Origin of the sequence: Herpetosiphon gulosus (genome assembly GCF_039545135.1) — a bacterium.
Lineage (GTDB): Bacteria > Chloroflexota > Chloroflexia > Chloroflexales > Herpetosiphonaceae > Herpetosiphon > Herpetosiphon gulosus.
The window spans coordinates 41,516-68,089 of sequence record NZ_BAABRU010000010.1 but is presented as its reverse complement, the minus strand read 5'-3'; the positions used below and the strand labels follow the sequence as shown (position 1 = coordinate 68,089).

Here is a 26,574-nt window from a genome sequence, read left to right as displayed (position 1 = left end):
TTACCAACAACATTCAGCAAGCTTAGTTAGGCGTATAGATGGTGGTAACAACTTGGTTGGGTGCACCCATCCGGACTGGCGGCTTGCCATTGTGAATCACCTCGACCACGGCAGCGTTACCAGCCTTAACCTGAATCGTTTGCTGCGCCGAGAACGTCTGCGTCCAGCCGTTATTTTGAATCCCTTCAATCGTATTTTGGCCATCAACCAACACCTGCAACCACGACGAACCGCCATCAATTCGCAAGACAACCTGGACTGGCACATCCTGCGTTGGAGTTACAGTAACCGTTGGGGTTGCCAATGGATTGATTGGCGATGGGACAGAACCATCGGGATTGGTTGGTTGAGCGGTTGGGGTTGGCAATAAGGTTGGAGTTGCAATCATTGAAGTTGCGGTTGCGCCGCCAGTGCCTTCATTACTATTGAGTGTCGTAAACCCAAGCGCATTCAGCGTCAGATAGCCAATTACGACCAATGCCAGCACCACCAAAATGACCGTCCAAAGACTGGGCAGAAAAATCGTGTTCCGACGGGGTGGCACTGCTGCTGGCACAATCCGAATCGGGGTTGAAGCACCACGCTCAATCCGATACAGATCGATCAACTCATCTGCGGGCAGATTCAAATATTGAGCATAATTGCGAATAAAACCACGGGCATAAACATCGCCCGGCAGATGATGATATTCACCATTTTCGAGGGCCGCCAAATAGCGTTGGATAATTCGGGTTTCACTTGAAGCTTGAGCCAGTGAAATGCCACGGGCTTCACGGGCTTCGCGAAATCGAAGGCCTAATCTGTTTTGTCCAGCGTTTGTCATGCTTTGCCTTGTGCCATGATGATGGTTGTCTGCATGCTGGTATTCGTCCATGGGGAACGGAGTGGATGAAGGTGCAGTTGTGGCAACGCTGCCACCAAGCAATCTCATGTTCACTATAACTGGGCCCAATCGGACGAATGTCCGTAAGAAACAAGCCATGCTTGCCTCAGCCACAGCGCATTATACCACAGCCACTTTTGCGCTCTGTGAAAAATGAGAAACTAGGATTAACAATCGTTAAGAATCCCTTGGCACTGGCTTCTACGATGATCGAAGTCAGTGCCAAGGGATTGTCATTGTCTGATTTGGACGAAATTTATGCGTCGCGGAAGAAGTCGATGACGTTGCCACGTTCTTCTTCGCTGACCATCATTTCGATAAACGTTACCCGATGCCATGGGTAAATCACTGATTGCACCCCACCCGCAATGTAGGGCACATCTTTGCCATCACGACGGCGCATATTGCTGACCCGAATAAAGGCATCCGTTGGCTGGGGATCTTCTTCCATCTCAGCAATAATCGGATCTTCACCACTCAAGTGCAAAATTACTACCCGTGTACCCATTAAAAACTCCTTCAATCAGCTACAACACTTATTGGCTAGTCAATTCAATTCGTAACAGAATATTGCCCAAACGCACTTCATCACCATGACGCAGGGCTTTAGGGCTATTGGCAGCCAGCTTTTCACGGTTGATAAAGGTGCCATTTGAGCTACCTAAATCTTCGAGCGTGCAAACATTGGCGCTTTGAATCCGAATAATTGCATGGCGACGTGAAACGCCAGCCTCTAAACCGCCATCGGTCGAAAGATCAATATCAGGGTAAAAACTGCCCTTGCTATCTTGGCGACCGATCACAATTGGTTGGTTGGTGTTGAAGCCAAGTTTGCGCCCACTATTGAGAATCACCACCCGCAACACTGGGATCGCCGTATCACGCGGAGGCGCTGGTGGCGGAATGACTAAATTACCAGAGCCACCCGCCATGGTTGCTGCGCCGAGTGAGGCAGTGGTTTCACGGATGCGCGAGGGCAAAAATGACGAGCCACAATCAACGCAAAAGAAGGTGCCTGGTAAATTTTCGGTTTCACACGCTGGACACTTAATCATAACAACTTCCTATTGCTCTCCGCCCCGTTCGCGAGCGACCAAGCCACGGGTGCCGTATTTAATCCGTTTGCGACCTTCGTCGCTGGTTGTGCCGCTACGCAACAGGCGGGTGGCCTCTTCTTGAACGGTTTGGGCGAGATCAGTTTGGCCCGATTCGAGCAAGCGCGTGCCAGCCATGCGTAACTTTTTGGTAGCTTCTTCGATGTTGCCTTGCTCAACATGTTGCCAGGCTGAGGCTTGCAAACGATAGGCCACGGTACGTTCGAGCCAATGTTTGACCACACCATCAACATCAGGCCGAATTTGGTCGGCAGGCCGCACCGGCAGTTGCACATCAACCTTGGTTTGCAAGGCCTGACTACTGATACTGGGCACTTCGTAAAACATCTCGATCCGGCAGATCGTTTGGTTGCCTGCTGGCAGTGGCGGCACGACCAGCTCCAATAAAAAGATTTGATCTTCGCGGCCAACCCACTCGCCCAGTGGCATGCGCCAAAGAGTTTCGTTGTGCAACTGTGGGGTGAGTGCGGCAATAAATGGGCGCACCCGAAACAGCGAGCGAATTTCAGCCTGCGGGTGCAGATGGAAGCGTATTTCAACTTTATGCGCCATCACATTTTGCAAACGTTTGATCTCCTCGGAGAAAACGTTGACAATTTGCTGAGCATTGGTGATATATTCGGTACGGCTGTTTTCGGCTGAGGCGATTGTTTCGAGTAAATCTTCATTCCACTCGTCGCCAATGCCAAGGGCTGTAATGCCGATGCCTTTGGATTGAGCACGCCGCGCGATTTCGACACAGCGGCTTTCATCACCATAGGTACGGCCATCGGTTAATAAAACCATGCGGCTGATGCCACGACTCATCATGGGGCGTGAAATTTCCTGCAAGCCCATCATCATGCCTGTGGCCATTTCAGTGCCACCTTTGGCCTCGATCATGCCAATCGCGCGTTTGATTTGGTCTTTATCGTTGGGGCGTTGGCAGGGCACAACCACTTCAGCTCGATCGTTGAACGACACCACCGAGAAATAATCTTGGCGATTAAGCTGATTGACGACGTTATTACAAGCCTCTTTAACTTGGTAAAGCCGTTCGCCGCGCATCGAAGAGCTACGATCAACAATAAAACCAAGGTTGACTGGAATCGCCAAATCGGCATCGGGAATGCCAGCAGGCGAGGCTTCGACCAACAAATAAACAATTTGCGGATCGTTACTTTGGGCAACTGCTGGTCGCCCAGGAGTAATGCGCAGTTGAACCATTGCTTGGGTACTCATCGGAGCGCTCCTTGGCCTTGCAAGGGTGGCAATGAAACAACCACCGCGCTAATGTTATCTTCGCCGCCGGCTAAGTTGGCGCGGGCAATCAAACGCTGGCAGGCATCTTGCGGCCATGGCGTTTCGTTGATGATTGCCGCCATCTCATCGTCGTCAACCATACTCCATAAGCCATCGCTACACAATAACAAATGGCTGATACCCTCAAGGCTTTGGTAGATTGAATCGACTTGGATTTCCGGATGTTGGCCAACGGTGCGATAGAGTTGGTTGCGCAGCGGATGATTGCGAGTTTCTTCTTCGGTCAATTGGCCCATCGCAATCAAGCGCCCCACAGTAGAATGATCAGCGGTGATCAGGCGGAGTTTGCCATCGCTCATGGCATACAGACGGCTATCGCCAACATGGGCAATATACAAGCCATCGCCAACCAACAAGGCGGCAGTGCAGGTCGTGCCCATATCTGTGCCCCGCGATTGAGCTTCGTTCCAGATGCGGGTGTTGGCATCTTGCACCGCACTCATCAGCAGCAATGGCAGTGGGTTACCAGGATCTTCATCGGCCATAGCTGGTAAGGCCATTTGCTCCAACACCGCGATCATCACGGTTTCGATCGCTCGGCGTGAGGCGATTTCGCCGCCTTCATGGCCGCCCATGCCGTCGGCAACCACAAACAGGCCGACGCTGATATCGTGTTCACCATCGGGCAAACTCATCAATCCAGTATAAACACTATCTTGATTGTTACGGCGAATTCGGCCAATATCGCGGGCGGCCCAACTGGCTAGCCCACGGGTTGAGACCGCTTTAGCAACGATCGGCGCAGCACTAATATCGCGGGTTCCGAGATAATTCGTACCATCAGGATCACGCTCGGGCAGTTGCTCGGGATCGAGTGGCGCAGTGGTTTTTTGCGAACGTTCGGTTGCCACCGCACCAGCAGTTTGGGCTGCTGGCAATTCGGCAAGTGGCTCTGCGCTGATTAATGGCTCGATTGGTAACTCAGTTGAGGCAACTGCTACAACATCGGTTGGCGTTTCGGTTGGTGCCTCGCTAGCAGCTGGGCTTGCGACAGCAACAGGTGATTGATCGGTTGCAACAGGAACTGGATCAAGCGTGCTTGGCTCAGTTGAAGTACGCCCGAATAATTTACGAAAAAATCCCATGGCGGACTCTCCTAAGCACGTAAGGCATAGACCTGGTGATCCATCGACCCAATATAGACAACCCCTTCGACAACCGCTGGAGTAGAAACGATTGGGCCTTCGCAGGTGTGGGTCCAAACGGGTGTGCCCGAGCCAGCATCGAGACAATAGACCGTGCCATCAGCCGCCCCAATGTAGATTCGGCCTGAATCGGCAACTGGCGATGAAACGATTTGTGCTCCAGTATTATATTGCCAAACTTGTTTGCCATTTTTAAGATCGACCGCATAAATATTGCCGTCAATCCCGCCCACAAAGGCCCGATTGCCGATGATGATTGGCGATGAATTGACGTAGTGACTGGTGCGGAATTTCCAGATCGGCCAACCGCCTTCAAGGTCAAGCGCATGCAGATTATTATCCATAGAGCCGACGAGCACCATCTTATCATTGGCTGCAGCGCTCGAAACAATCCCACCTTGGAGTTTTTGCTTCCAACGAATACCGCCCTTGAACAGATCAAGCGCCACAATGCTGCCATCGCCAGAGCCAAAAATCACCATATTACTGGTCAAACAGGGCGATGAGCGAATCCATTGCCAGCCACGATAGCGCCAAATTTGGCGGCCATTGGTGGCATCAACCGCGTACAAGTGGTAATCGTCGGAGCCAAAATAGACCAAACGATCTTGCACCCGCGGCGAGGAGCGCACTGGTTTTTCGGTGCGAAAGACCCAGCGTTGAGTGCCAGCGCGGGTATCGAAGGCATAGACATTGCCATCATCCGAGCCAACAATCACCATATCATCCCAAACCGTGGGAGTTGATGAGATACCACCCTCGGTTGGCTTTTTCCAGCGAAATTCGCCGCGCTTGGTATCAATTGCATACAGGTTGGTATCGTAGCAACCAATATAGAGTGTGCCGTTGCGCACAAATGGCGATGAACGCACTTCATCTTCGCAGCGAAACTTCCAAAGCACCTCGGCATTTTTACCGCCACGGCGAATCGCCGCCCCAAAGGCGGGAGTTGCTGGGGCGGCCACTGCAACCCCAGCAGGTGCAAAGCCTGGCACACTCAATAACACCGATTGGAATTCAGCCGCCGAACCCCAGCGATTAGCCATATCGTATTCCAGCGATTTCATCACAATCGCTTCAACTTCTGGCGAAACGGTTGGGTTCAATTGGCGAATCGGGCGATCGCCGAAGGTAAACGGGGTTTCCAAGCGTGGGTCAACGTTGGTTAGCAAATGGTGCAGGGTTGCGCCCAACGCGTAAACATCGCCACGCGCTTCGGCAATCCCGCGATATTGTTCTGGCGGTGAGTAGCCTTCCGTGCCAATCATCGTGCCTTTTTTATCGGTGCGGGTAAAGACCCGCGCAATCCCGAAGTCGATCAGCACAATCCGATCAGTTGGAGTCACAATCATGTTCGATGGTTTTAAGTCGCGGAAGATAATTGGCTCAGGTTCGTGGCCATGCAGATAATTCAGCACATCGCAGATTTGAATCGCCCAACGCCCAACTTGTTGCTCTTCCAAGGGGCCGTTGGCTTTTTCGAGCACGGTTTCAAGGTCGTGGCCTTCGATTAATTCCATCACCAGATAGGCGCGGCCTGCTTCCTCGAAGAAGTCGTAGACTTTGGGAATGGCTGGATGATTGAGGGTGGCCAATAAACCGGCTTCGCGTTCGAAGTTCTTCAAGCTCAAGAAACGCGTTTGCGAGTCGAGCGAGCTTTGGAACATCTCTTTGATCGCACAAAAACGGGTCACATCTTTAAAGCGGGTGTCGCGACCCTTATAGACCACGCTCATCCCGCCGATGCCCAAAACGCCTTCAACCACGTAACGCCCTTCAAGCACCGTGCCAACTTTAAGCGCTGGTGAACTAGATTGGGCGCTGGGTTGATCGGCTGCTTTGGCGGCTGGTTGTTGCAAGCGGGTTGCATCGGGGTTAGGCGCACGATTACGAATATCCTCAGTGCCAACCCGCGAAACCCCTTGATTGCGTAAAATTGAGCCAACTCGATTGCTAACGCTGCGAGTGGCATCAGGATTTTGATTGATTCCACGGGTGGCATCGGGGTTTTGGTTGATCCCACGAGTGGCATCAGGATTGACCGGCGGAGCGATGCTTCGAGTTGAATCATTGCCCGCAGCGACTAAGCCACGAGTCGAATCGGCATCGGCTGGAGCAATCGTGCGGGTTGCATCTAAGCCGCGAGTCGAGTCATCGCTGGTTGGTTGTGGAGAGAAAGTACGTGTTGCATCATCGGCCTGCCCGCTTGACGAGCCAGCATCTGGCCCATCGATTGGGGTTAAACGCGATGTCCCACCTCGTTTGATTAACGCCATACAGCCCCCTTGGCTTTAAGGAACGATCAATGCGCGGCTTGCCGAAGTAGGGGTGATGTTGTAGGACAGCAAATAAACAAGAGCATAATAATAATTGCTACCAACATCCCAACCCACCTACAACTACTGCATCTCGCAGGAGCTTCTTCAAAGGTTTTGGTTGAATCAATCCAAGCACCTTTGTAGGAACAATGTTGATCAAGCTTATCAAGAAAGAAAATGTTACGATGTATTATACGAAATCGCCCGAAGGCGGGCAAGGTAGTTGGTTAGGCAATTTTAATTAACGTGCTGGGTCTGCGGGTGGTTTATTCAGCGTAACCGATCGTCAAATAGTCCCCAGTTGATCTAGTACCTTAATTAAATGACCAACGTTTGCTACGAATCGAGACGCTCAGCACCACGCCAATGCCCATCAAAACCGTTAGGGTAAACGAGCCCCCATAACTCACAAATGGCAAAGGAATCCCGGTCATAGGCATCATAATCAAATTCATGCCAATATTTTCGAGACAATGCACCAACAGCAGGCCAGCAATCCCAGCCGCTATCAAACGCCCAAAGGGGTCGCGTGCTCGCTCAACCACTCGCCAAATTTGCCAGATGACGATTAATTGCAGCACTATCACGACTGCCGCACCAATAAAACCCAGCTCTTCCGCCGTTACCGCGAAAATAAAGTCGCTCTCTTGCACTGGCAAATAGTTTAATTGGCTTTGCACTCCGCGTAACAAGCCCATACCGCCAAGGCCACCGTTGCCAATTGCCAAACGTGACTGAATAATTTGCCAACAGGCCCGCATGCGAAATTCTAAATCGGTTTCGCAACGCTCGGGAGTTAAAAAGACGGTCAAGCGTTCGCGCTGATACACGCTAAAATTGAGCCATGCGAGCACTACCACTGGCGCACCAAGCAAGGTCAATAGGCCATATTGCACCCAACGGGTATTGGCGACCAACGACATCACCAGCCAAATGCCGATCATTACCATGCCTGAGCCAAAGTCGGGCTGAAGCATGACTAAACCCAGTGGTACAGCCAAAATCACCAACGAAATAAAGACCGATTTCCATGGGCTAGGCTCATCGCCGTGTTTGCTCCAAAATGCGGCAAGCGCGATGATTACCATAAGTTTGGCTGGCTCGGTTGGCTGAAACGAAAGTTGGCTTGAGCCGATCCAGCTTTGAGCACCATATTTAACTTGGCCTAGGGCCACCACCATGCCCAAAAGCCCAAGCGCAGCGATATATAAAATAATTGCCAACGAGCGCAGCAATTGATAATCTAACAGGGCCAAACTAAACATCAAACTAATGCCCAAGATAATCCAGACAACATGTTTAGCAAACGAAGAACCCAGTCCAAACACCAAGGTTCCGGCGGCTCCAACTGTGGTGGTATAGACCATTGGTAAGCTAATTGCTAGCAACAGCAACACAGCTACAACCATAATTGGATTGAACTCGCGCCAGGAACGAGCGCGAATGCTAGTGGACATAATAACCCTCCTGACTCAAAATAATACCATATTGGCCAGATACTTGAGATCCCCCATGCCCAATTGTGGTTGAACTGAGCCAGCGTAGTAGCATTATATCAGTTACGATTCACCAGCTAGCCATGGGTATCGCCTAAGGTAGGGCTTAAAGTCGGATGAGCAATTATTAATTGTCATCAAATTGTTGGGAATAAGGCTAGCCGATTCGCTATAATTCAGTGTATTATCAGCAGATAGCATCATCTGCTATCCCACTAACGTTTAACCTCAATCAATGCTGATGCTCGTCGTCGTGTATAATTGCGCATATCATCGCTTACCGAGGGTATGCCTAGGATTCCAGAAAGAGTGGATCGTATGCAAGCATCTGCGGAAGGCCCGCGCCGACGTGGCGATTCGGTCGCCAAAACCAATATTGTCTTGGTTCATGCCCATACCATTTATCGTGAAGGCTTACGTTATCACTTCGGCCAAGTACCACGCTATAAAATTATTGGCGAGGCCAGCAACGGCCAGCAAGCAATTCGTTTGGTCGATTATAGCAACCCCGATATTATTGTGATGGATGTTGATTTACCTGGGGTCAATGGAATTGAAGTCGCCCGCACGGTCAAATTAAATCACCCCAATATCGGCGTGATTTTGCTCAGCGATATCAATGATCAAGAAGGTATTGTAAAATCACTGCGAGCAGGCGTTGCCGCCTATCTTTCGCGCACAATTGATTGGGATGATCTGATCAATTCGGTCGATATGGTGCGCTCAGGCAATTATCCAATCAATGATTTGGTACTGAATACCCCAGCGGTCGCTGCTGCTGTGATGGATTCGTTTCGCCAATTGACCATGGATACCCATACCGAGCATGTCTACTCGCCAATGTCACCGCGTGAAATTGAAGTCTTAGAATTAGTAGCGGCGGGGCAAACTAATAAAGAAATTGCCGCCCGCCTCGAGATTAGCAATCAAACCGTTAAAAATCATATTTCATCAATTTTGCGCAAATTGGCGGTCAACGATCGCACCCAAGCTGTGGTATTTGCATTACAGCGCGGCTGGATTAAAATTGTGCAAAACGATAATACGTTTTCTGGGATGTAATTGCGGCGTTCGTGCCGTTTTGGATTGTCCAAGGAGTGTCGTTTGAAGTTGTTGTTACGGCAACGTGTGAGTTTAGCCTTGGTTGTTGTGGCGCTCGCAGCATGTCAACAAGCCCCACAGCCCACTGCTCGCCCGTTACAAAATGAGCTAACTATCCTCGCCTTAACTCCGACAGGCACGGCTACTCCTACGGCAACGGTGACATTAACGCCTGCACCTGCGTCGCCAACAACCGAGCCTTCGGCTACCCCAACCCGCACAGTTGGCCCTTCGCCTACCAAAGGCGCTTCTCCAACCGCTGGCCCTTCACCAGTCATTACACCTCGGGCCACTCCTGCAAGTACCCCGACTGCCAATCAAAGCAGTAGTTTTTGTACTCAGCCATTTGGGGCGGTAACCGACGAGCGCTTTAGTGCCCGCTTAAATAACGCTGGGCTTGATCGCACACCCAATGGCGATCGCTTATTCTTAGAATTAACCTCTAGCAGTGGTCCCGTCAATGGGGTTGTACGGTGTGTGCCTCCGGCTGCGGCTCAATTGCTCGCAGGCGATAGCGCGATTGCCAGCGTGATTCAAATCGATCTGCCGTTATGGCGACACGATGATCTCTGGCGTTCATCGTCGGTCACGCTCACCAAAGTGCTAAAGCTTGATACGTTGCAACATGTGCGCTCAGTCGTTTCGCAATCGAGCAGCGATTCAGCTGGGGTATTAATTGAAATTGGGCTTGATCAAGCCTTACCATTTACGGTGCAGCTTGATGGCGGACGCTTAAATGTGGTTATTGCTGATAGCGCCACCGCCACGCTGGGCGATGATCCGCTTGCCAAGAGCAATGGCTCGCCCACCGCACCTAAGCAACCAGTTGTCTTTACCAGCAAAGGCGATTTGTATCGCTACGAAAGCTCGCGGGTCGTGCCAATTACCACAACTTTGGCAATTGAAAGTGCTGTGGCAATCAGCCCTGATCGCACCCAAATTGCCTTCTGCCGAGCCAACCCCGACGGCTTGCCAACCCAAGGCGCACTCTGGACAAGCACCATCGATGGCGACAACGAAACCTTGGTCGCCGATGTTGGTGGTTGTGCCGAGCCTGCTTGGTCGCTTGATGGCGGGGTCATTTGGTTTACTGCACCCTGGAGCGATGCAGCCCCTGATAGCTATCGGCTCTGGCAGGTGACGGCCAATGGCGGTGATCCGAGTGCGGTTTCGCCGCTTGACGAGTGGAGCCGCCGTATGCCACATGCCTTGCCCGATGGATCGGTGCTGACGGTTGGCCATACCGATGGCGGTCAAGGGGGCTTGTTAATCAGTAATCCGTTGAGTGGCACTGATGGCTTGCTCGGCCAAGCCAGTTTGGGCAATTATCGCAGCGTTGGTCAAGCGCAAGTTTCGGCTGATGGCACACGGATTGCCGTCGAAGCACTTCGCACTGATGGTGGCGCTGATCTCTTGGTGCTCGACCAAACTGGCAAGCAACTCGATGCGATTACCGGCCAATGGTGGGTACGCCCGCTCTCGTGGAGCAGCGATAACACACTCTACTATTTAAATGTAGCGTGTCGCAGCGGCCAAGTGTTGAATTATAGCTTGCACAGTCGCCAAGGCAACAACGACAGCCAAATCGTCAAAGGTGCAACCCTTGGCGATTTAGGTGCGGTGGCCGTGGTTGATGATGCGCTGTTGTATGTTCGGGCTTTACAATCGCCCGACAATGAACGCGGTCCAGAGCCTGTGATTAGCGGCCCCAGCGAATTGTGGTTGTATGATCTTTCGAATACAGCTCGTACCCGCCTGATTGCCGCCGATGATGGAATTACTAGCGTCAAATAAGCCTAGATTGAGTCGCTAGTTTGGGGCAAGTCGCAGGACTTGCCCTTTTTGTGAGCAAAGCGGGGGTCTATGTTTCAAGCACTATATAGCTTGCCCGACCAACCATTACGCAAAATCAAGACCGTTGAAGAAATTCGCGAACTGCATGCCAGCGGCGAGGGCATGCTGTGGGTCAATTTATATGCTTGTCAGCAAACCGAATATGATACCTTTTTGCGCGAGATATTTCATTTTCACCCGTTAGCAATCGAAGATACGCTGAGCACCGGCTACCAACCACCCAAAGTTGATGATTTCGGCGATCATCTGTTCATCGTTGTGCATGCGATTGCGGTGGGCGAGGATGTTTCGCGCTTGAGCACCGATGAACTGAATTGCTTTTTAGGCCGCAATTTTGTCGTAACTACCTCACATGTACGCTTGGCTGCGCTCGATACAATTTGGGATCGGGCGGTGCGCGATGGCCGAATTTTGGAGCGCGGAGCTGATTTTTTGGCCCATGCAGTGCTCGATGCAATTGTTGATGAATTTCTGCCTTACCTTGATCGGATTGATGAAGAGGTGGATTTTCTCGAAGATAGCATCATTCAAGACCCCAAACCCAGCGCCTTGCGCCGCATTTTGGAGCTAAAGCACAGCATTTTAGCCTTACGTCGGGTGGTATCGCCGCAACGCGAAGTGATGCAGCGGCTCTCACGCGGCGAGTTCGACCTGATTTCGCGCAATTGTGAAATTTACTTCCGTGATATTTACGACCATTTGGTGCGAATAACCGACCTCAGCGAAGGAGTGCGCGATGTGGTTGGCAGCACCTTGGATACCTACCTCTCGGTTTCCTCAAACAAAATGAATGAAATTATGAAGGCACTAACGATCGTCAGCACGATTTTTCTGCCACTAACCCTCGTTACCTCGCTGTATGGCATGAATTTTGATCTCATGCCCGAACTACACTGGCGCTACGGCTATCTGATGGTTTGGGCGATTATGCTCGCAATCATTATTGGGATGCTCTGGTTTTTTCGGCGGCGACGCTGGCTCTGAGCTACGATCTAGCCACGTAGCTAGCTGATTGAGTTTTTAAGCGTCAACCCTTGCATGCGCATAGTAAGCGATCAACAATTAATAAAGCCTCATCATTTCTTCACACTGATGACATTGTATGACACAGAGGCATGCGATAGTATCTAGGTGGAAGGTATTGTCGTATTAATGGTTGAAGATCGGCGTTGGCTCACGATTTTGCTAGCAGGAACATACCAATGCAACCGCGTACTCGCTTCATTCTAGGCCACTGCTTGGGTGCAATGCCCGCACCAATCGGCGTAAAGCCAACCAATGCCCCAAACGACAGGCTTGAGGGAACGATTCTTTCTGCACGGCGGTTATTCTTGCATAATCAGGCTTCAGACCGAGCAACAATCGGTTTATTTGCCCTGATGCGAATCGCAACGCTCGGCTATACTTTGGTCATCCTGCTGCCAAACTAAGTGCTTGGTGTGCTTAGGCTTTGGTAGCAGCGTCAGCGTTTATAGGGGGGAACCATGAGCAACTGGGAAAAGACGTTTGGTAAGCGCGATTTACCAACACCACCAGCATGGGTCAATTTTTTCAATCCACAGCAATGGCAAGATTTTCGCCAAATCGTGGAGCGTTATTTGAAAAACCTTGGTTTGCCAGTGCGGCCTGAAAATCAAGGCTTTGTGGTGTTAGCTGACCATGCAGGGTGGACAAAAGATACCCGCATTGGGCTAAGCTCACTGGCGCAAAAATGCTATGCCCATCCCCAATCGCAATGGCTGGCAGTTATTACCGATCACTTTGAGGCAATGCACAAGGGTTTTGAAAACGAAGTGCTATTGCAAGATGAAATACAAGATTTTGAAAGTATCCGCGATTTGTTGGCAATTCGTTTGTGGGCCTTGGAGCCTGAATTACGCGAAAAGCTGATTTATCGTGAAGATTTGCAGGATGTCTGCTCGGTGCTGGTGTTTGATTTGCCCACCACGATTCGCAGCGTAAGTAGCGACGAAGCGATGGCTTGGGGTAAAACCAACGAGGAATTGTTTGCAGTCGCCTTGGAAAACTTGCGCGGGCGTGAGTTGCGCCTCACCGAACATGAATTGGATGATGGAATTAACGTTCTAGCTATCACTGGCGACGATTTCTTGATTGGCTCGCAAAGCTTGTTGCTTGAGCAATATCCACAATGTATCGGGCGCTTTGGCTCGTTGGTAGCTGTGCCCAATCGCCATGTGGTGCTGTGCTATCCAATTAACGAGCCAATTGCCTTGGAAGCTTGGACGAGCATGCTGCCTGTAGTTGAGGGCATGTATCGCAATGGGCCTGGCTCGATCTCCAATCAGGTTTTTTGGTACGATAACGGTGCATTTACCCATTTGCCCCACTCGCAAGAACAACAAGCAGTGCGTTTATCGCCACCGAGCACCTTTTTAACTACCTTTCAAGAGTAAAGCAAATTGATTTGAAATTCGATCACCTGCTGTTGCCAGAGAAGCCAACAGCAGGTTTTTTGTTATTCAATTCATTTTAGGAGCACCCAATGGAACTATCCATCCGTCGTTATCAGCCACACGATGCCGCGATTGTCTGGGAATTGCACAACCTTGGCTTGCACATGATGGGAGCACATCTTGGCAATGGAGCACGCGATGCTGATGTTCTAGCAGTTGAGCAGCATTATTTGGCAACTGGTGGCGAATTTTTGGTTGGTGAATTGGCTAGGCAGGTGGTAGTAATTGGTGGTTTGTTGCCGACTGGGGTGGGCGAGGCCGAGGTCAAGCGCATGCGAGTGCATCCCGATTATTGGCGGCACGGTTTAGGCGAACAGATGTTGTTGGCGCTTGAGCAACGTGGGCGTGAATTGGGCTTGAAGCGGCTTCATTTAGATACCTCAGTGCCGCAACTACCCGCCCAAAAACTTTATGTCAAACATGGCTATCAGGAAATTGGCCGAGGCCTGATTGGCACACTGGAAATTATCTATTACGAAAAACGGCTTGAATAAGCTTGATCGAATAGTTATTGGTGGGATTATTGCTATACTGCCAATAAGATTCATGTGGAGAATCGCCCATGCCAACAATATTTAGCCATGTTGCCCCTGCTTTGGTGGTTGGTTTGGCGCTTGGTCGCGACCGAATCAGCCGCCCATTATTAATTTGGGCTTCAATTGCGGCAATTAGCCCTGATTTTGATGGAATTAGCTTTTGGCTAGACATACCACGTGGCACATTATTGAGCCATCGTGGTTTTACTCATTCGATTGGTTTTGCCACAATTATTGCCAGTGTGGGCGCATTTTTCGCGCCACGTTTGGGATGCAAACGCTGGGTGGCTGGTTTAACCCTGTTTTTGGCGGTGCTGAGCCACCCACTGTACGACATGCTCACCAATGGCGGGAGTGGGGTGGCCTTATGGTGGCCCTTCAGCAGCCAGCGAGTCTTTTTTGATTGGCGGCCAATTGCCGTAGCTCCAATCAGCGCAGCACGACTTTTTTCTGCGCGGGGCTGGAATGTCTTGCTTTCTGAATTAACCTGGATTTGGCTGCCATGGCTGGGCATTGGCCTGATGTTGGCTTGGCTGCGGCAGCGCTATGATACGTCCAAAGCCCAAATCCATGCGTAGCATAAACAATATCAATAGTGTGGGGTGATGCTCAAAATGGCGCAATTTGATGCGATTGTGGTTGGCGGTGGGCATAATGGCTTGACCTGTGCCTGCTATTTGCAAAAGGCCGGAATCAAAACCTTAGTGATCGAACGACGAGCGATCGTCGGCGGCGCGGTTTGCACCGAAACCATGTTTGGTGGCTATAAAATGGATGTTGGCTCCTCAGCCCACATTATGATTCACCTGACCCCAGTGGTGCGCGACCTCGAACTGCATAAATTTGGGCTTGAATATATTGATATGGACCCATTTGCTTGGTATCCATTGCCTGATGGATCGGGCGCGATTGAATTTTGGCGTGATTTAGACAAGACGTGTGCTTCGATTGAGAAAATTTCGCCCAAAGATGCCCATGCTTATCGCCAATTTGTGGCGTTGTGGGGGCCGCTCAACGAAGGGGTTTTCGATGTATTTCTTAAAGCACCATCACCTGCCAACTTAGGCCGTCAAATGCTAACTGGCCAATTCAAAGGCGAAAAAGGCACGCATCCGCTGGATATTTTGCGGCGCTTGTTTACCTCGTATGGTCATTTAATCAACGAAACTTTTGAGAGCGAGGCCATGCGGGCGGCGATGGGCTGGCTAGCAGCGCAATCTGGGCCACCACCACACGAAATTGGTACTGGCGATTTTGCGGGCTGGCACGCGATGCTGCATGAAAGTGGCGCGAAACATCCACGCGGTGGTTCGGGCATGTTGACCCAAGCCATGGCTGCTCGCTTCAAAAGTGACGGCGGCACGCTGCTACTCGATGCCCCAGTTGAACGAATTGTAGTTCAAAACGGTGTAGTGCAAGGTGTGCAATTAACCTCGGGCGAGACCTACACCGCACCAACGGTTATTTCAAATGCCCATGTGCAAACCACCTTATTAAAACTGGTCGAGCCTGAGCAACTACCAAATGGCCTAGCCGAACGAGTTGGCCGCATTCGGGTTGGCAATGGCTTTGGCATGGCGGTGCGCTGTGCTGCTGATGAATTGCCCGATTATCTGGCTGCGCCTTCTGGTGGCCGCCCACATCCTTCGCATCATGGCTTGCAATTGCTTTGCCCTTCGATCGATTACCTGAATCGCGCGGTTAGCGATTATGATCGCGGCGTACCAGCAACTGATCCAGCGGTAATTGCCATGACATTTAGCGCGATCGACCCCGATGTTGCGCCCAAGGGCAAGCATACGTTGTTTTTGTGGGGCCAATATCACCCCTATGAATTAAGCAACGGCGAAGATTGGGATAGCATTGCCGAGCGCGAGGCCGACAAATTACTCGAAGTCGTTTATCGTTATGCCCCCAATATGCGCGGCAAAATTAGCAACCGCTATGTGCAAACGCCGTTAACTCTGGAGCGCACCTTTGGTATGCTACGTGGCAACGTGATGCATGTCGAAATGTCATTTGATCAGATGTTTGCCTTTCGCCCACTGCCTGAGCTTTCCGAATATCGCGTGACTGGGATCAAAGGCTTGTATTTGACTGGAGCCAGCACTCATCCTGGTGGCGGCGTATTTGCGGCCTCAGGCTACAACACCGCCCAAACCGTGCTCAAAGATCGCCAGCCATCACGCCAATGGGTTGGCTGGACACTCGGGGCGGCAGCCGCCTTGGGTGTGGTGGCTTGGGCCAAGAAAAAATAAATTACGAAAACAAACCGCCAAGCTACAAAACTTGGCGGTTTCTTGCTCCAAATACAAATTAATGTTTTTGCGAACGCTTATAGGCTCGAACAACCCTGAGTATCGCAAGATTCACGAGCGAAAATATGACAAAGCAACTTAGGGCTACAAGCAGAGTATTCGCTAGAAATAAGCTGAGTACGACGCGGAATAAGACCGCCCCAATCGCATATATGATCAGACCTGCTGCAATCGCTCGACCTTTACTCCAATGGCTTAGCGCTGGCGGCGGCGCTTGATACATATTCTCTCCTTGGATGTAGGTAGATCATTTGTTAAAGCAGACCTCATTATACTCGAATGAGCCTATCAAATAGAGCATTCTCGGCCAGCAAGCAGGGTAAAAATTGACAAAGTATTAAGCATAGGCTATGCTTGCCATAACTGCGTGGGCTTGGCAACGCACATTCATGCCATAATGCATGCCGATAGCCGTGATTGCTATCAGCAACCAAGCACCATTCGAGGAGTCTTCGTTCCATGACAGAGAAGCGAACTCCGCGGCGACGTGTTCAACGGGCACAAACGCAAAACAACGCCGAAGTTATTTTGCTACCAGCTCCTAACCACACCACTACCGCATTTCGCCAAAAATCTGATACTGGCCGGATTGAGTCACTCAATCGTGGTGGCCGCTCTGCCCAACGACGGCGCAAGCAAGAACAACGCGCGGCCTCAATTGCGCGATCTTCGCTGGCGCAAATCGCTGGCACACCTACTCGTGCCCCACAAGCAATTTCTGAGCCAAAACAACCACGGCGCTCATTCAAGGCCGCCGCTCAATCGGTGCGTCAGCGCTTGCAGCTTCAACGCCGTTTGGTTGCACATAGCGTGATCCTGTTGGCTGCCTGTGTGGTGGCGTGGGGTCGCGGTTTTCCACTTAATCCAGTTTCTGATACTACCGCCAATCAAGCAATACCCGAGGCTTTAGCAGCCGCCCAATTGGTCGATGAAGTTGAAGCAGGCAATTTCCAACGGGTTGTAATCCCAATTTCAGCTACTCAGCCGCAAAGTGTTGGCGGCGGTGAGCATGAAGTTGTGGTCGATGTTGGCCCAGCCTTAATCAAACCAGCACCTGAACGTGGCCCAGCCTTTGTTGCAACCCACTTGGTTGCCAACGAAGAAACGATCGCGGATATTGCTGCCAAATATACAATTACCCCAGAATCGTTGATTGCAGCCAATAATTTGACTGGCCCGGTCGCGATCGGCGAAACCCTGCGAATTCCACGGGTTTCGGGGGTTCCGCACACCGTCAGCGAAGGCGAAACAATCACCGATATCGCCGAACGCTACAGTGTTGGCGCTGATGTGATTATGACCTTCCCACCCAATGGCTTAGATCAGGGCCAAGCCTTGATTGCTGGACGCGAAATTTTCGTGCCTGGAGCATCGTTGGCGGGAGTTCAAAATGTTTCAGTACGCGGCGCAATCGATTCAATCAATCAAAAATCACAAGCTGCAGCAATTGTGCTAGCTGATCGCACCAATTTGCGCGAAGGCCCAGGCACGGCCTATGAGAAAATCGTCAAGGTTAATGCTGGCGAACGCTTACAATTAATCGCCAAGCATGAAGTTTGGGTCAAAATTCGCCAAAGCGATGGTGAAGTGGCCTGGGTTGCCCGCGAAGTTGTGAGCATTCCTGAGGAAGTTTGGTCGGCCTTGGAAGAGACCGATAACTTTCCGCCGCCGCCGCCACCACCACCAGTTTGGGTTTGGCCAACCTATGGCGATTTAACCTCAGGTTTTGGCTATCGCAACTTTAGCGTTGGACGCTTCCATAACGGCATCGACATTGCCAATCGCAAGGGCACGCCAATTTCAGCTGCCCGCCGTGGCACGGTCATCGAGGCTGGTTGGTGTAGCGGCTATGGTTATTGTGTCAAAATCAGCCATGGCTCCGGCATGGTCACCGAATACGGCCATATGATGTCGAATCCAGTGGTTTCCGAAGGCCAAGAGGTTGAGGCAGGCCAGTTGATCGGCTATATGGGCAGCACCTATGATCGGGCTGGCGGTGGCTACTCAACTGGGGTTCACTTGCACTTCACCATCAAGGTCGATGGCACGGCGGTCAATCCGCTCAAATATTTACCATAATTCAGTCAACTGTTGAGCGAGCGCCAGTGCCAATCGCATTGGCGCTCTTTTTTGTCAATTGGGTTAATGAATTGCGTTCCCTCACCCCCTAGCCCCCTCTCCCGCACGCGAGGTGAGGGGAACCACGCTCGGAGTGCTCCCTTGGGATGAGGCAACGGTGGAACTGGTTTAACCTCATAATCCATTACACCTACAGATTGCTGATTCTTAAACCCTAGCCCCTCATTCTCTATCCTTCTGTTATAAGCAATCTCCAGCCCGCCATCGGCAATAGCGATCAATAAACAAAAGCCTACTCGCCATTGAGTAGGCTCTGCTAGGTGGGAACCGTGGCTAGCGGAAGGGCGGTGCTAGACACGACCTAATTGCAAGACTTGCTGACTCCGTTCACGCCCACTGGTCGTCAGTTCAAGTTGTTGGCCTTGGCAGCGCACCAAACTCCGCCGCTGGGCCAGATCAAGCACTCGTTGCGCAAACTTATTATTCCATTTCAATTCGCTTTGCAAATGGCCAATCGTACTTTCATGGGCGGCCTCGGGACTGCCTTCGTGTTGCAACAAGTGCACCAGGAGCGTATCGGCAGCAAATTGAATCCGTTGGCGAGCCAAGCGTCGTGCTCGGGCAACCAATCCCTGTTTGGGGCTGAACAACAAGGCCAAGCCAAATTCAACTCCGGTAATTGTGGCAATTGCGCCTGCAACCGAGCCATTCAGCATAAACGCTAAGCCAAAGCCTGCAACTGCGGCAATCGCCCCAGCCGCAATCGCCAAGCCAATCATCCATGGCAGGCGGTCGGTCAGCAAATAGGCTGTGGCCGCAGGCACAATCATCAAGGCCACCACCAAAATCGCCCCAACCGCCGTAAATGCGCCAACCGTGGTAATTGAAACCACCGCCATCAGGCCGTAGTGAATTAAAATTGGCGAGAAGCCAAGCGTCGCCGCTAAGCCAGCATCAAAGGTTGCCAATTTAAGTTCTTTGTAAAAAACACTGATAAAAATTAGATTGATCAAACATAAACCGCCCATGATCCACAGCGATTGTGGACCCAAATCGGTTTCGCCAAGATACCAATGGTCAAAGCCGACAAACTCGATGTTGCCATAGAGCACTGCATCGGCATCAAGGTGCACATCGGCATAATATTTCGAGACGAGGAAGGTTCCTAAGGCAAACATGGCTGGAAACACAATTCCAATTGCTGATTCGCCGCCGACACGTTGGGTATTTTTGAGTAGCTCAACCAAGCCCACGGTAATCAAGCCTGCCAAGGCTGCCCCAAAAAAGCCTGCCAATAAACTTGGGCCTTGAGCAATGAAATAGCCCGCTACTAAGCCTGGCAAAATCGCATGGCTAATTGCATCGGCCAACATCGCCATGCGCCGCAAAATCAGGAAACAGCCAAGTGAGGCACAGGCAGCCGCCACCAAAATTCCAGTCAGAATAATTGCAAACGTGCTACTCATGGCTTACTCTCCTTTGGCTGGCTGAATTTCGCGGCTACGTGGCTCGTTGTTCAGCGAATGGTTTTGACGGATTTTCGCCCAAACCAAGCCTCGGGCTGGCGCGAACAAGAGTGAAATAGTCACAATTGCGGTTAAGCTCAGGATGATCATTGGCCCAGTTGGCACGTGCTCTTGCCCAAGGCTGAGCATAGTTCCGGCGATGCCTGCGCTTGCGCCAAACACACCTGAAAGCACCAACATCACGCTTAATCGATGCGTCCATTGACGCGCTGCAACCGCTGGCCCAACCAACATCGCTGCCATCAACACGACCCCAACTGTTTGCAAGCCAATCACAATCGCCACCACAATCAGGCTAGTGAGCAAAATACCCAGCCGATTAGGCGGAAAACCAAGACTAGCGGCAAAGGCTGGATCAAACGCCAACAGCTTAAATTCTTTATACAGCAACACCAAACAACCCAATGCCAAACCGCCCAAAATGCTCATGGTTAGCACATCGGTGGCAACCAAGGTTGCCGCTTGACCAAACAAAAAGCGGTCAAGCCCAGCTTGGTTGGCATCGTTACGCTTGGCAATATAGGTCAGCAGCAAAATTCCAACCCCAAAAAAGACGCTCAGCACAATCCCCAAGGCGCTATCTTCGCTAATGCGGGTATCGCGCACAATGCGATTGATCACCAGCGTGCCAACCCAACCAGCAATGCCTGCCCCTAGCAAAAGCACAATCGGTGCTTTGGAGCCAGTTAATAAATAGGCAATGGCGATGCCAGGCAAAGCAGCGTGTGAGAGCGCATCACCGAGCAAGCCTTGGCGACGCAACACCGCAAAACAGCCCAAAATGCCGCTGACAATGCCTAAAACCATGGCTCCCAAGGCCACATTGCGCAGGGTATAATCGCGAAATAAATCTAAGATACTCATGCAGCACCTCGAATCAGGCTTTGGGTTCGGCCACCATAGGTTTGGCTAATATTCTCGGGGGTCCAAATTGTTTTCATTGGGCCAGCAGCGATCATGCGCACATTCAACAAAGCCACCCAATCAAAATATTCAGGAGCTGAATCAAGGTCGTGGTGCACGCAAATTACGGTTTTGCCGTCCGAGCGCAGTTGTTGCAATAGACTGATAATCGCTCGTTCGGTCACTGCATCCACGCCCACAAATGGCTCATCCATCAGATAAAGTTGGGCACGTTGGGCCAAAGCACGAGCCAAAAAGACCCGTTGTTGCTGGCCGCCGCTGAGCTGGCTAATTTGGCGCTGGGCAAAATCGGCCATGGCCAGTTGATCTAAACAATGCAAGGCCCATTCGCGGTCGGCTTTGCTTGGCCGCTTAATCCAGCCGAGTTGGCCGTAAGTTCCCATCAATACCACATCCAAGGCATTGGTCGGAAAATCCCAATCGACGCTGGAGCGTTGCGGCACATAGCCAACCATGCGCCGAGCTTTGGCGTAGGGCTGTCCAAACATTTCAACCGTACCAGCCGCCACGGGCATCAAGCCAAGCGTCGCTTTGATCAAGGTCGATTTGCCAGCGCCGTTTGGCCCAACAATCGCCGCCAACACGCCTGTTGGCACACTCAAATCAATATCCCACAACACCGGCTTATCTTGGTAGGCCACAGTTAGATCGTGAATTGCAAGCGGTTTTGCACTAGCGTTCATATGGTTTGGCTCCTTTATGAGGGGGCTGGGATGAGGGGTCAGGGGTCAGATTTTATTTCAACTATTTCTTTTTATGGACTAGCCTCTGACCCCTAACTACTGACCCCTTGTCACTACTTCAACGCATTAACAATCGTGGTGACGTTATGGCGCACCATACCGATATAGGTTCCTTCTTCAGTGCCAGCATCGCCCATGGCATCGGAGAACAACTCGCCACCGATCGCTACATCCCAGCCGCGTGATTGAACGGCCTTTTGCACAGCATTAATCGTGGTTTGCGGCACGCTGGATTCAACAAAAATCGCTTTGATTTGGCGGGTTTGAATAAATTCGGCCAGGCTTTGAACATCGCCAGCCCCAGCTTCGCTAGCAGTACTCAACCCTTGCAAACCGCGCACCTCAAAGCCATAGGCTGAGCCAAAGTAACCAAACGCATCGTGAGCAGTAATCAATACCCGACTAGCGGTTGGGACGGTCGCAATCAAGTCTTTAACCTCTTGATCCAGTGCAGTTAGCTCTTGGGCATAGGCCGCAGCGTTGCGCTGATAATCCGCTGCATGGGCTGGATCATAACTAGCCAAAGTTTCAACAATGACGGCAATCGTATCGCGCCATAAGATCACATCGAACCAAATATGCGGGTCGAATGAATCGCCACCAGTTGCATGCAAGCGGCTTTGATCGATTTGGCTGGTGACGGCAATCGTTGGTTTTTGGCGATTGAGCTTTTCGAGCATATCGGTCATGCGACCTTCGAGTTCCAAACCGCCATAAAAAATCAAATCAGCATCATCGAGAATCCGCACATCGCCAACGCTGGGTTTGTAGAGGTGTGGGTCAACGCCTGGCCCCATCAGGCCAAGCACTTCGACATGCTCACCACCAACATGCTTGACGACATCGGCAATCATCCCAACGGTTGCGGCCACTCGTAGCGGTGGATTGGCGCTGGTTGGTTGGGCAAAACTGCTAGGACCACAACTTACCAGCAGCAATACCAGCAGCACCAAGAAATTTTTTCGTTGCATCGAACTACCTCATTTTGGTTTTATAATAAACTATTTAGGCATACCTAAAAGACTCAAGTAAAAAAAGAGCGCCTAAATTGAACGCTCAATTTGCACTTGAATCCGAGTTGCTAAGCGTGAATCAAGCACCTGTTGGGTTTGATCAGCACCAACCCACAAGGTCAAGGGGCCATCAAACGGCGCTCGGGCAATAATTTTAATAACGTTGTTGGGCGTTAAACCAAGATCCGCCAAGTAGCGCAAGCGGGCAGCATCACGATCCTCAACTTCGACGATCCGCGCAATCTGATTCAGCTCCAACAAAGCCAATGAGCATGAATCACGCTGCGGAATACTGCCATCGCGGGCCGGAATTGGCGAGCCATGGGGATCAAATTGGGGATGCCCCAAGTATTCGGCAATTCGTTCTTCCAGCGCTTCAGAGAGCACATGTTCCAAAACTTCGGCCTCATCGTGAACTTCATCCCACGACATGCCAAGGGCTTGCACTAAATAAAGTTCCAGCAAACGATGGTGGCGAATCATCTCGAGCGCGATTTTCTCGCCGATCTCGGTGAGCCGCACCCCATAACGCGCCTGATAATCAACCAGTTCTAAACTTTCGAGCTTTTTGACCATCTCGGTGATCGTGGGCGCACTAAACCCAAAGTAACTAGCCAGCCGACCGTTGGAGACAGGCGCTTCCTCTTGTTGAAGGGTATAAATTGCTTTCACATAATCTTGTACGCCTGCCGTAATTCGCATAAACCTATTAATCCTTTCTTTTAGGTACTACCTAAGTATAAAGTTAATTGGGGTTAAATGTCAAGTAGTTAGAGTAATGTGATCCACGAAGGACACGAAGCGATACGAAGGGACGCAACGTCTAGGTTTTGAGCCACGAATTGCACAAATTCCACGAATAGTTTCCTCCCTCATAATTCATCCTTTCCTTCAGCTGATTGCCAAACCACCCTGACATTGATTTTCGCTTTCATCCCTCATAATTCATCCTTCATCCTTTTCTTCATACGCTCTTCACAGCGGTGGTTTATGCTAGAGCCATATCGAACAAGCGACGAATGCAACGCTACAAAACGGAGGCTTTATGAAAACTCTTGGAAAATGGCTGGCAATTGTGGCAATCGCTTTTGCCTTGGTGTTTGTTGGTGGGCGCTTAGCCAGCACCAATGCCCAAACACCAACCACCCCTGATAGCACCGAGGTTCAACCAACCACTCCCGATAGCACCACAGCCAATCCAGGCCAAGGCTTTGGGTTTGGCAAACGTGGCGGACGCGGCGGTGGTATGGGTCAACGCGGCGGCATGGGCATCCATCATCAATTGGTTGAGCAAACCGCAGCCTTGACCAAATTGACCACAGCTGATGTGCGCAGCAAATTGGTTGAAGGCGCTTCATTGACCGAAATTGCTACCGCCAACGGCAGTAGCGAGCAAGCAGTGATTGATGCAGCCTTGGTTCAAATGGAAACCAACTTGAGCGAAGCTGTCACCAATGGCAAAATTACCGAAGACCAAAAGGCCGAACGCTTGGCAACCGCCAAAACTGAAGCCCCAACCTTAATGAACCAAAAAGGCATTGTGAGTGAAAAAGGCCCAGGTCGTGGTGGTCGCGGCCAACACCTATTGGTTCAAGCAACCGCTGATGTAACAGGCCTAACCGTTGAACAAGTTCAAGCCGAAGTTCAAGCAGGCAAAACCTTAGAGCAAGTTGCTCAAGCCAATGGCAAATCAGTTGATGATATTATTGCCAACTTGCGCACCAAAGGCGAAGAACGCTTGAACACTGAACTCGAACGCGCTCGCGAAGCCTTGACCAAATAAGCCAGTTCGCCATCGGTTTCCTCCACACAGCACTGAGAACAGCCAACAGCGGATGGAATTCCCATCCGCTGTTGGTTTTAAGATTTGCAACAAAGCCCAATTTCGAGTATTCTATAGACGTTGCGACCGTAGCTCAGTGGATAGAGCATTGGTCTTCGGAACCAAGTGTCGGGGGTTCGAGTCCCTCCGGTCGCGCCAATCGCACCTACTTACTAACCCAGTAAGTAGGTGTTTTTTATGGCTTTGCAAAGGCCTAAAACGATGTGACGCTGTTTGTCACAAGTGGGTGCGATACTAGCCTCAGTTCTAACGCAACGTTAATTCGGAGGCAGCTATGTTGAACATCCAAACCCAACCATTCAATCGCTCATTAGCTTTGGCAATTATCGCCGCGTTGGCTTTGTTGATTTTGGCTACCAGCGTGATCAACCCAGCTCCATTATCGGCAGCCTTCGAGCCACAAACCCCAGCTGTTTGCAGTTTTTGTGGTCAATAAGCCAGTCGTTTGCGCCAGAAGCACAATGGTGTGATTATTTACCCGCTTAAATTCCTCATGCTATACTTCCCCATAAAGTCGGTGTTCATTTAAGGTAGCATTATGACAATTGAATTTTGGAGTTGGCTGGTTAGTGGCTTGGTGCTGCTTGGCTGCGGCATTTTAGCTTGGCAAATCAGCAACGGTCGGCGACGGCGCATGATCACGTTTGTGCTGTATGCTGGGTTATTTGGGCTTAATTTGGCTGGAGCTGAATTTATTGCGCGGGTGCTTGATCAACTGCTTGGTTCGTGGTTAACAGTCAGCCCAAACAACCTAGTCCGTTTGCGGCTTGGCTTTGCAGGCATTTGGCTGGTTGCAATCGTTTTTGGGTTGCAGCGCGTGCGCAAATATTCCTAGCGGCGAACTCCCGAGGCTAATTCTTGGCGTTTATATTTGCAATGATCGCAAAAATACACCCGATAGCCTGCTAGCATCACTTGCTCTAATAACCGCCCACAATGCGGGCATTCCTCGCGGACTGGGCCACGAAACATGGGCTTTTCTTCAGCTTGTAAATTGCCAACCAATGACGGTTCGGGTGGTGGTGGCGGGGTTTCAAAGGCGGTAAATGGCCGAGCCACGGGAACTGGATTGACCACAGGCACAGGCTCTGCCATAGGTTTGGCTTGAAAATTAAACACATCGCCTAATTTTTCGACCAAGGCTGCATAATCAATCGCCCCATTTGAGCGTGGATCATATTCGTAGATCGTTTTACCTTCAACCGTCGCCTCAGACAACCGCACATTGACCCGAACTGGGTCGGTCACGAGCGTGCCATATTCCTCGCGCAACGAGGCCAGTAAACGGTGCGATTGGCGATTCCGCGCATCGAACATGGTGGGGATAATCATACGTAATGCGCCCATTGTGCCTTTGATGCGGGTGATATTCCGGCCAAGTTGGCGCAACCCTTGTAAAGCCAAGTGTTCCAAAGCGGTTGGCACAATAATATCTGAAGCAGCCATCAAGGCATTCAGGTTAAGCACAGTCAACGAAGCACTACAATCAATAAAGACAAAATCATAGTTGCGCACGACTGGACGTAGGGCGATTTCGAGCACCCGACCCCAATCTGGGCGTTTGCCAATATCCGATTGTGCTTGCAATAACGCATCGCTTGAGGCAAGTAAGTCGATGTTGGGGCGTACTTGCACGACACAATCAGGAATTTTCTTGTTATCGATCAAAACATCGTACAGGGAGCGGCGGGGTTCGGCATGCCCAAAACACATACGAACATTGCTCTGTGGATCGACATCGATCACAAGCACTGAAGCACCTTTGAGGGCAAAGCCGGCGGCTACATTCACGGTGGTAGTCGTCTTGCCAATACCGCCCTTGAAGTTGGTGACGGCAATTACGCGAGGCATAGGATATAACTCCTGAGTATACTGCAAGCAGTGTACGGTAGAGTGTAGGCAAC

25 protein-coding genes and 1 tRNA gene are annotated in these 26,574 nt (G+C 51.0%); 13 read left to right on the top strand and 13 right to left on the bottom strand.

Annotated elements, in window-relative coordinates:
- Nucleotides 1-22: 22 nt before the first annotated feature.
- The 7 genes from ABEB26_RS14570 to ABEB26_RS14540 form a co-directional block, all read right to left on the bottom strand.
- Nucleotides 23-823, bottom strand: coding sequence for a helix-turn-helix domain-containing protein (locus ABEB26_RS14570; protein ID WP_345722760.1), 801 nt, complete (start codon nucleotides 821-823; stop codon nucleotides 23-25).
- Nucleotides 824-1,139: 316 nt separating this feature from the next.
- On the bottom strand, nucleotides 1,140-1,391 hold the full coding sequence (locus ABEB26_RS14565; protein WP_345722759.1) for a hypothetical protein: 252 nt from the start codon (nucleotides 1,389-1,391) through the stop codon (nucleotides 1,140-1,142).
- A gap of 28 nt (nucleotides 1,392-1,419) precedes the next feature.
- Complete coding sequence (locus tag ABEB26_RS14560) at nucleotides 1,420-1,938, bottom strand: FHA domain-containing protein (protein WP_345722758.1); 519 nt, start codon at nucleotides 1,936-1,938, stop codon at nucleotides 1,420-1,422.
- A 9-nt stretch (nucleotides 1,939-1,947) separates the two neighbouring features.
- Complete coding sequence (locus ABEB26_RS14555) at nucleotides 1,948-3,219, bottom strand: vWA domain-containing protein (RefSeq protein ID WP_345722757.1); 1,272 nt, start codon at nucleotides 3,217-3,219, stop codon at nucleotides 1,948-1,950.
- Nucleotides 3,216-4,385 (bottom strand): PP2C family protein-serine/threonine phosphatase, encoded by a 1,170-nt coding sequence (locus ABEB26_RS14550; RefSeq protein WP_345722756.1) that lies wholly within the window; start codon nucleotides 4,383-4,385, stop codon nucleotides 3,216-3,218. Before ABEB26_RS14550 ends, ABEB26_RS14555 begins: the two co-directional genes overlap by 4 nt.
- 11 nt (nucleotides 4,386-4,396) lie before the next feature.
- On the bottom strand, nucleotides 4,397-6,721 hold the full coding sequence (locus ABEB26_RS14545; RefSeq protein ID WP_345722755.1) for an outer membrane protein assembly factor BamB family protein: 2,325 nt from the start codon (nucleotides 6,719-6,721) through the stop codon (nucleotides 4,397-4,399).
- Between the two features lie 356 nt (nucleotides 6,722-7,077).
- Complete coding sequence (locus tag ABEB26_RS14540; protein ID WP_345722754.1) at nucleotides 7,078-8,220, bottom strand: FtsW/RodA/SpoVE family cell cycle protein; 1,143 nt, start codon at nucleotides 8,218-8,220, stop codon at nucleotides 7,078-7,080.
- A gap of 357 nt (nucleotides 8,221-8,577) precedes the next feature.
- On the opposite strand from ABEB26_RS14540, the gene ABEB26_RS14535 reads away from it, so the two are divergent.
- The 9 genes from ABEB26_RS14535 to ABEB26_RS14495 all read left to right on the top strand — a co-directional run bounded on the left by ABEB26_RS14535 (nucleotide 8,578) and on the right by ABEB26_RS14495 (nucleotide 18,621).
- A complete protein-coding gene (locus ABEB26_RS14535; RefSeq protein ID WP_345722753.1) occupies nucleotides 8,578-9,321 on the top strand; it encodes a LuxR C-terminal-related transcriptional regulator in 744 nt (247 codons plus the stop codon).
- Between the two features lie 42 nt (nucleotides 9,322-9,363).
- Nucleotides 9,364-11,154 (top strand): TolB family protein, encoded by a 1,791-nt coding sequence (locus tag ABEB26_RS14530; RefSeq protein ID WP_345722752.1) that lies wholly within the window; start codon nucleotides 9,364-9,366, stop codon nucleotides 11,152-11,154.
- A gap of 69 nt (nucleotides 11,155-11,223) precedes the next feature.
- Nucleotides 11,224-12,198: a magnesium/cobalt transporter CorA gene (corA, locus tag ABEB26_RS14525; RefSeq protein WP_345722751.1), complete on the top strand. Its 975-nt coding sequence runs from the start codon at nucleotides 11,224-11,226 to the stop codon at nucleotides 12,196-12,198.
- 218 nt (nucleotides 12,199-12,416) lie between these two features.
- Entirely contained in the window at nucleotides 12,417-12,644 is a 228-nt protein-coding gene (locus tag ABEB26_RS14520) for a hypothetical protein (RefSeq protein WP_345722750.1), read from the top strand.
- A gap of 54 nt (nucleotides 12,645-12,698) precedes the next feature.
- Complete coding sequence (locus ABEB26_RS14515) at nucleotides 12,699-13,628, top strand: DUF1444 domain-containing protein (RefSeq protein WP_345722749.1); 930 nt, start codon at nucleotides 12,699-12,701, stop codon at nucleotides 13,626-13,628.
- Nucleotides 13,629-13,717: 89 nt separating this feature from the next.
- On the top strand, nucleotides 13,718-14,182 hold the full coding sequence (locus ABEB26_RS14510) for a GNAT family N-acetyltransferase (protein ID WP_345722748.1): 465 nt from the start codon (nucleotides 13,718-13,720) through the stop codon (nucleotides 14,180-14,182).
- Nucleotides 14,183-14,250: 68 nt separating this feature from the next.
- Entirely contained in the window at nucleotides 14,251-14,802 is a 552-nt protein-coding gene (locus ABEB26_RS14505) for a metal-dependent hydrolase (protein WP_345722747.1), read from the top strand.
- A 36-nt stretch (nucleotides 14,803-14,838) separates the two neighbouring features.
- On the top strand, nucleotides 14,839-16,482 hold the full coding sequence (locus ABEB26_RS14500) for a phytoene desaturase family protein (RefSeq protein ID WP_345722746.1): 1,644 nt from the start codon (nucleotides 14,839-14,841) through the stop codon (nucleotides 16,480-16,482).
- A 519-nt stretch (nucleotides 16,483-17,001) separates the two neighbouring features.
- Nucleotides 17,002-18,621: a peptidoglycan DD-metalloendopeptidase family protein gene (locus ABEB26_RS14495; protein ID WP_345722745.1), complete on the top strand. Its 1,620-nt coding sequence runs from the start codon at nucleotides 17,002-17,004 to the stop codon at nucleotides 18,619-18,621.
- Between the two features lie 350 nt (nucleotides 18,622-18,971).
- Here ABEB26_RS14495 and ABEB26_RS14490 read toward each other — a convergent pair whose 3' ends face one another.
- The 5 genes from ABEB26_RS14490 to ABEB26_RS14470 all read right to left on the bottom strand — a co-directional run bounded on the left by ABEB26_RS14490 (nucleotide 18,972) and on the right by ABEB26_RS14470 (nucleotide 23,529).
- A complete protein-coding gene (locus tag ABEB26_RS14490) occupies nucleotides 18,972-20,087 on the bottom strand; it encodes a metal ABC transporter permease (RefSeq protein ID WP_345722744.1) in 1,116 nt (371 codons plus the stop codon).
- A gap of 3 nt (nucleotides 20,088-20,090) precedes the next feature.
- Complete coding sequence (locus ABEB26_RS14485) at nucleotides 20,091-21,011, bottom strand: metal ABC transporter permease (protein WP_345722743.1); 921 nt, start codon at nucleotides 21,009-21,011, stop codon at nucleotides 20,091-20,093.
- Complete coding sequence (locus ABEB26_RS14480; protein WP_345722742.1) at nucleotides 21,008-21,754, bottom strand: metal ABC transporter ATP-binding protein; 747 nt, start codon at nucleotides 21,752-21,754, stop codon at nucleotides 21,008-21,010. Before ABEB26_RS14480 ends, ABEB26_RS14485 begins: the two co-directional genes overlap by 4 nt.
- 113 nt (nucleotides 21,755-21,867) lie before the next feature.
- On the bottom strand, nucleotides 21,868-22,785 hold the full coding sequence (locus ABEB26_RS14475; protein WP_345722741.1) for a metal ABC transporter solute-binding protein, Zn/Mn family: 918 nt from the start codon (nucleotides 22,783-22,785) through the stop codon (nucleotides 21,868-21,870).
- Nucleotides 22,786-22,857: 72 nt separating this feature from the next.
- The gene (locus tag ABEB26_RS14470) at nucleotides 22,858-23,529 is read right to left on the bottom strand and encodes a metal-dependent transcriptional regulator (protein WP_345722740.1); all 672 of its coding nucleotides are present in this window, start codon (nucleotides 23,527-23,529) and stop codon (nucleotides 22,858-22,860) included.
- Between the two features lie 343 nt (nucleotides 23,530-23,872).
- On the opposite strand from ABEB26_RS14470, the gene ABEB26_RS14465 reads away from it, so the two are divergent.
- The 4 genes from ABEB26_RS14465 (at nucleotide 23,873) to ABEB26_RS14450 (ending at nucleotide 25,505) form a co-directional block, all read left to right on the top strand.
- Nucleotides 23,873-24,610, top strand: coding sequence for a hypothetical protein (locus tag ABEB26_RS14465; protein WP_345722739.1), 738 nt, complete (start codon nucleotides 23,873-23,875; stop codon nucleotides 24,608-24,610).
- Nucleotides 24,611-24,732: 122 nt separating this feature from the next.
- Nucleotides 24,733-24,808 (top strand) — tRNA-Arg (locus tag ABEB26_RS14460).
- 136 nt (nucleotides 24,809-24,944) lie between these two features.
- Nucleotides 24,945-25,106, top strand: a complete 162-nt coding sequence (locus ABEB26_RS14455) for a hypothetical protein (protein ID WP_345722738.1) — start codon at nucleotides 24,945-24,947, stop codon at nucleotides 25,104-25,106.
- A 102-nt stretch (nucleotides 25,107-25,208) separates the two neighbouring features.
- Complete coding sequence (locus ABEB26_RS14450; RefSeq protein ID WP_345722737.1) at nucleotides 25,209-25,505, top strand: hypothetical protein; 297 nt, start codon at nucleotides 25,209-25,211, stop codon at nucleotides 25,503-25,505.
- Here the strand turns inward: ABEB26_RS14450 and ABEB26_RS14445 are convergent.
- Nucleotides 25,502-26,521 (bottom strand): ParA family protein, encoded by a 1,020-nt coding sequence (locus ABEB26_RS14445; protein ID WP_345722736.1) that lies wholly within the window; start codon nucleotides 26,519-26,521, stop codon nucleotides 25,502-25,504. The two genes, ABEB26_RS14450 and ABEB26_RS14445, sit on opposite strands and share 4 nt — an antisense overlap.
- Nucleotides 26,522-26,574: the final 53 nt, after the last annotated feature.

Coding starts and splice junctions, on each gene's coding strand:
- ABEB26_RS14520 (WP_345722750.1), top strand. CDS start 12,417: ATGCAACCGCGTACTCGCTTCATTCTAGGCCACTGCTTGGGTGCAATG.
- ABEB26_RS14510 (WP_345722748.1), top strand. CDS start 13,718: ATGGAACTATCCATCCGTCGTTATCAGCCACACGATGCCGCGATTGTC.
- ABEB26_RS14515 (WP_345722749.1), top strand. CDS start 12,699: ATGAGCAACTGGGAAAAGACGTTTGGTAAGCGCGATTTACCAACACCA.
- ABEB26_RS14465 (WP_345722739.1), top strand. CDS start 23,873: ATGAAAACTCTTGGAAAATGGCTGGCAATTGTGGCAATCGCTTTTGCC.
- ABEB26_RS14535 (WP_345722753.1), top strand. CDS start 8,578: ATGCAAGCATCTGCGGAAGGCCCGCGCCGACGTGGCGATTCGGTCGCC.
- corA (WP_345722751.1), top strand. CDS start 11,224: ATGTTTCAAGCACTATATAGCTTGCCCGACCAACCATTACGCAAAATC.
- ABEB26_RS14550 (WP_345722756.1), bottom strand. CDS start 4,385: ATGGGATTTTTTCGTAAATTATTCGGGCGTACTTCAACTGAGCCAAGC.
- ABEB26_RS14450 (WP_345722737.1), top strand. CDS start 25,209: ATGACAATTGAATTTTGGAGTTGGCTGGTTAGTGGCTTGGTGCTGCTT.
- ABEB26_RS14545 (WP_345722755.1), bottom strand. CDS start 6,721: ATGGCGTTAATCAAACGAGGTGGGACATCGCGTTTAACCCCAATCGAT.
- ABEB26_RS14565 (WP_345722759.1), bottom strand. CDS start 1,391: ATGGGTACACGGGTAGTAATTTTGCACTTGAGTGGTGAAGATCCGATT.
- ABEB26_RS14505 (WP_345722747.1), top strand. CDS start 14,251: ATGCCAACAATATTTAGCCATGTTGCCCCTGCTTTGGTGGTTGGTTTG.
- ABEB26_RS14500 (WP_345722746.1), top strand. CDS start 14,839: ATGGCGCAATTTGATGCGATTGTGGTTGGCGGTGGGCATAATGGCTTG.
- ABEB26_RS14485 (WP_345722743.1), bottom strand. CDS start 21,011: ATGAGTATCTTAGATTTATTTCGCGATTATACCCTGCGCAATGTGGCC.
- ABEB26_RS14490 (WP_345722744.1), bottom strand. CDS start 20,087: ATGAGTAGCACGTTTGCAATTATTCTGACTGGAATTTTGGTGGCGGCT.
- ABEB26_RS14480 (WP_345722742.1), bottom strand. CDS start 21,754: ATGAACGCTAGTGCAAAACCGCTTGCAATTCACGATCTAACTGTGGCC.
- ABEB26_RS14445 (WP_345722736.1), bottom strand. CDS start 26,521: ATGCCTCGCGTAATTGCCGTCACCAACTTCAAGGGCGGTATTGGCAAG.
- ABEB26_RS14495 (WP_345722745.1), top strand. CDS start 17,002: ATGACAGAGAAGCGAACTCCGCGGCGACGTGTTCAACGGGCACAAACG.
- ABEB26_RS14475 (WP_345722741.1), bottom strand. CDS start 22,785: ATGCAACGAAAAAATTTCTTGGTGCTGCTGGTATTGCTGCTGGTAAGT.
- ABEB26_RS14570 (WP_345722760.1), bottom strand. CDS start 823: ATGACAAACGCTGGACAAAACAGATTAGGCCTTCGATTTCGCGAAGCC.
- ABEB26_RS14455 (WP_345722738.1), top strand. CDS start 24,945: ATGTTGAACATCCAAACCCAACCATTCAATCGCTCATTAGCTTTGGCA.
- ABEB26_RS14540 (WP_345722754.1), bottom strand. CDS start 8,220: ATGTCCACTAGCATTCGCGCTCGTTCCTGGCGCGAGTTCAATCCAATT.
- ABEB26_RS14470 (WP_345722740.1), bottom strand. CDS start 23,529: ATGCGAATTACGGCAGGCGTACAAGATTATGTGAAAGCAATTTATACC.
- ABEB26_RS14555 (WP_345722757.1), bottom strand. CDS start 3,219: ATGAGTACCCAAGCAATGGTTCAACTGCGCATTACTCCTGGGCGACCA.
- ABEB26_RS14560 (WP_345722758.1), bottom strand. CDS start 1,938: ATGATTAAGTGTCCAGCGTGTGAAACCGAAAATTTACCAGGCACCTTC.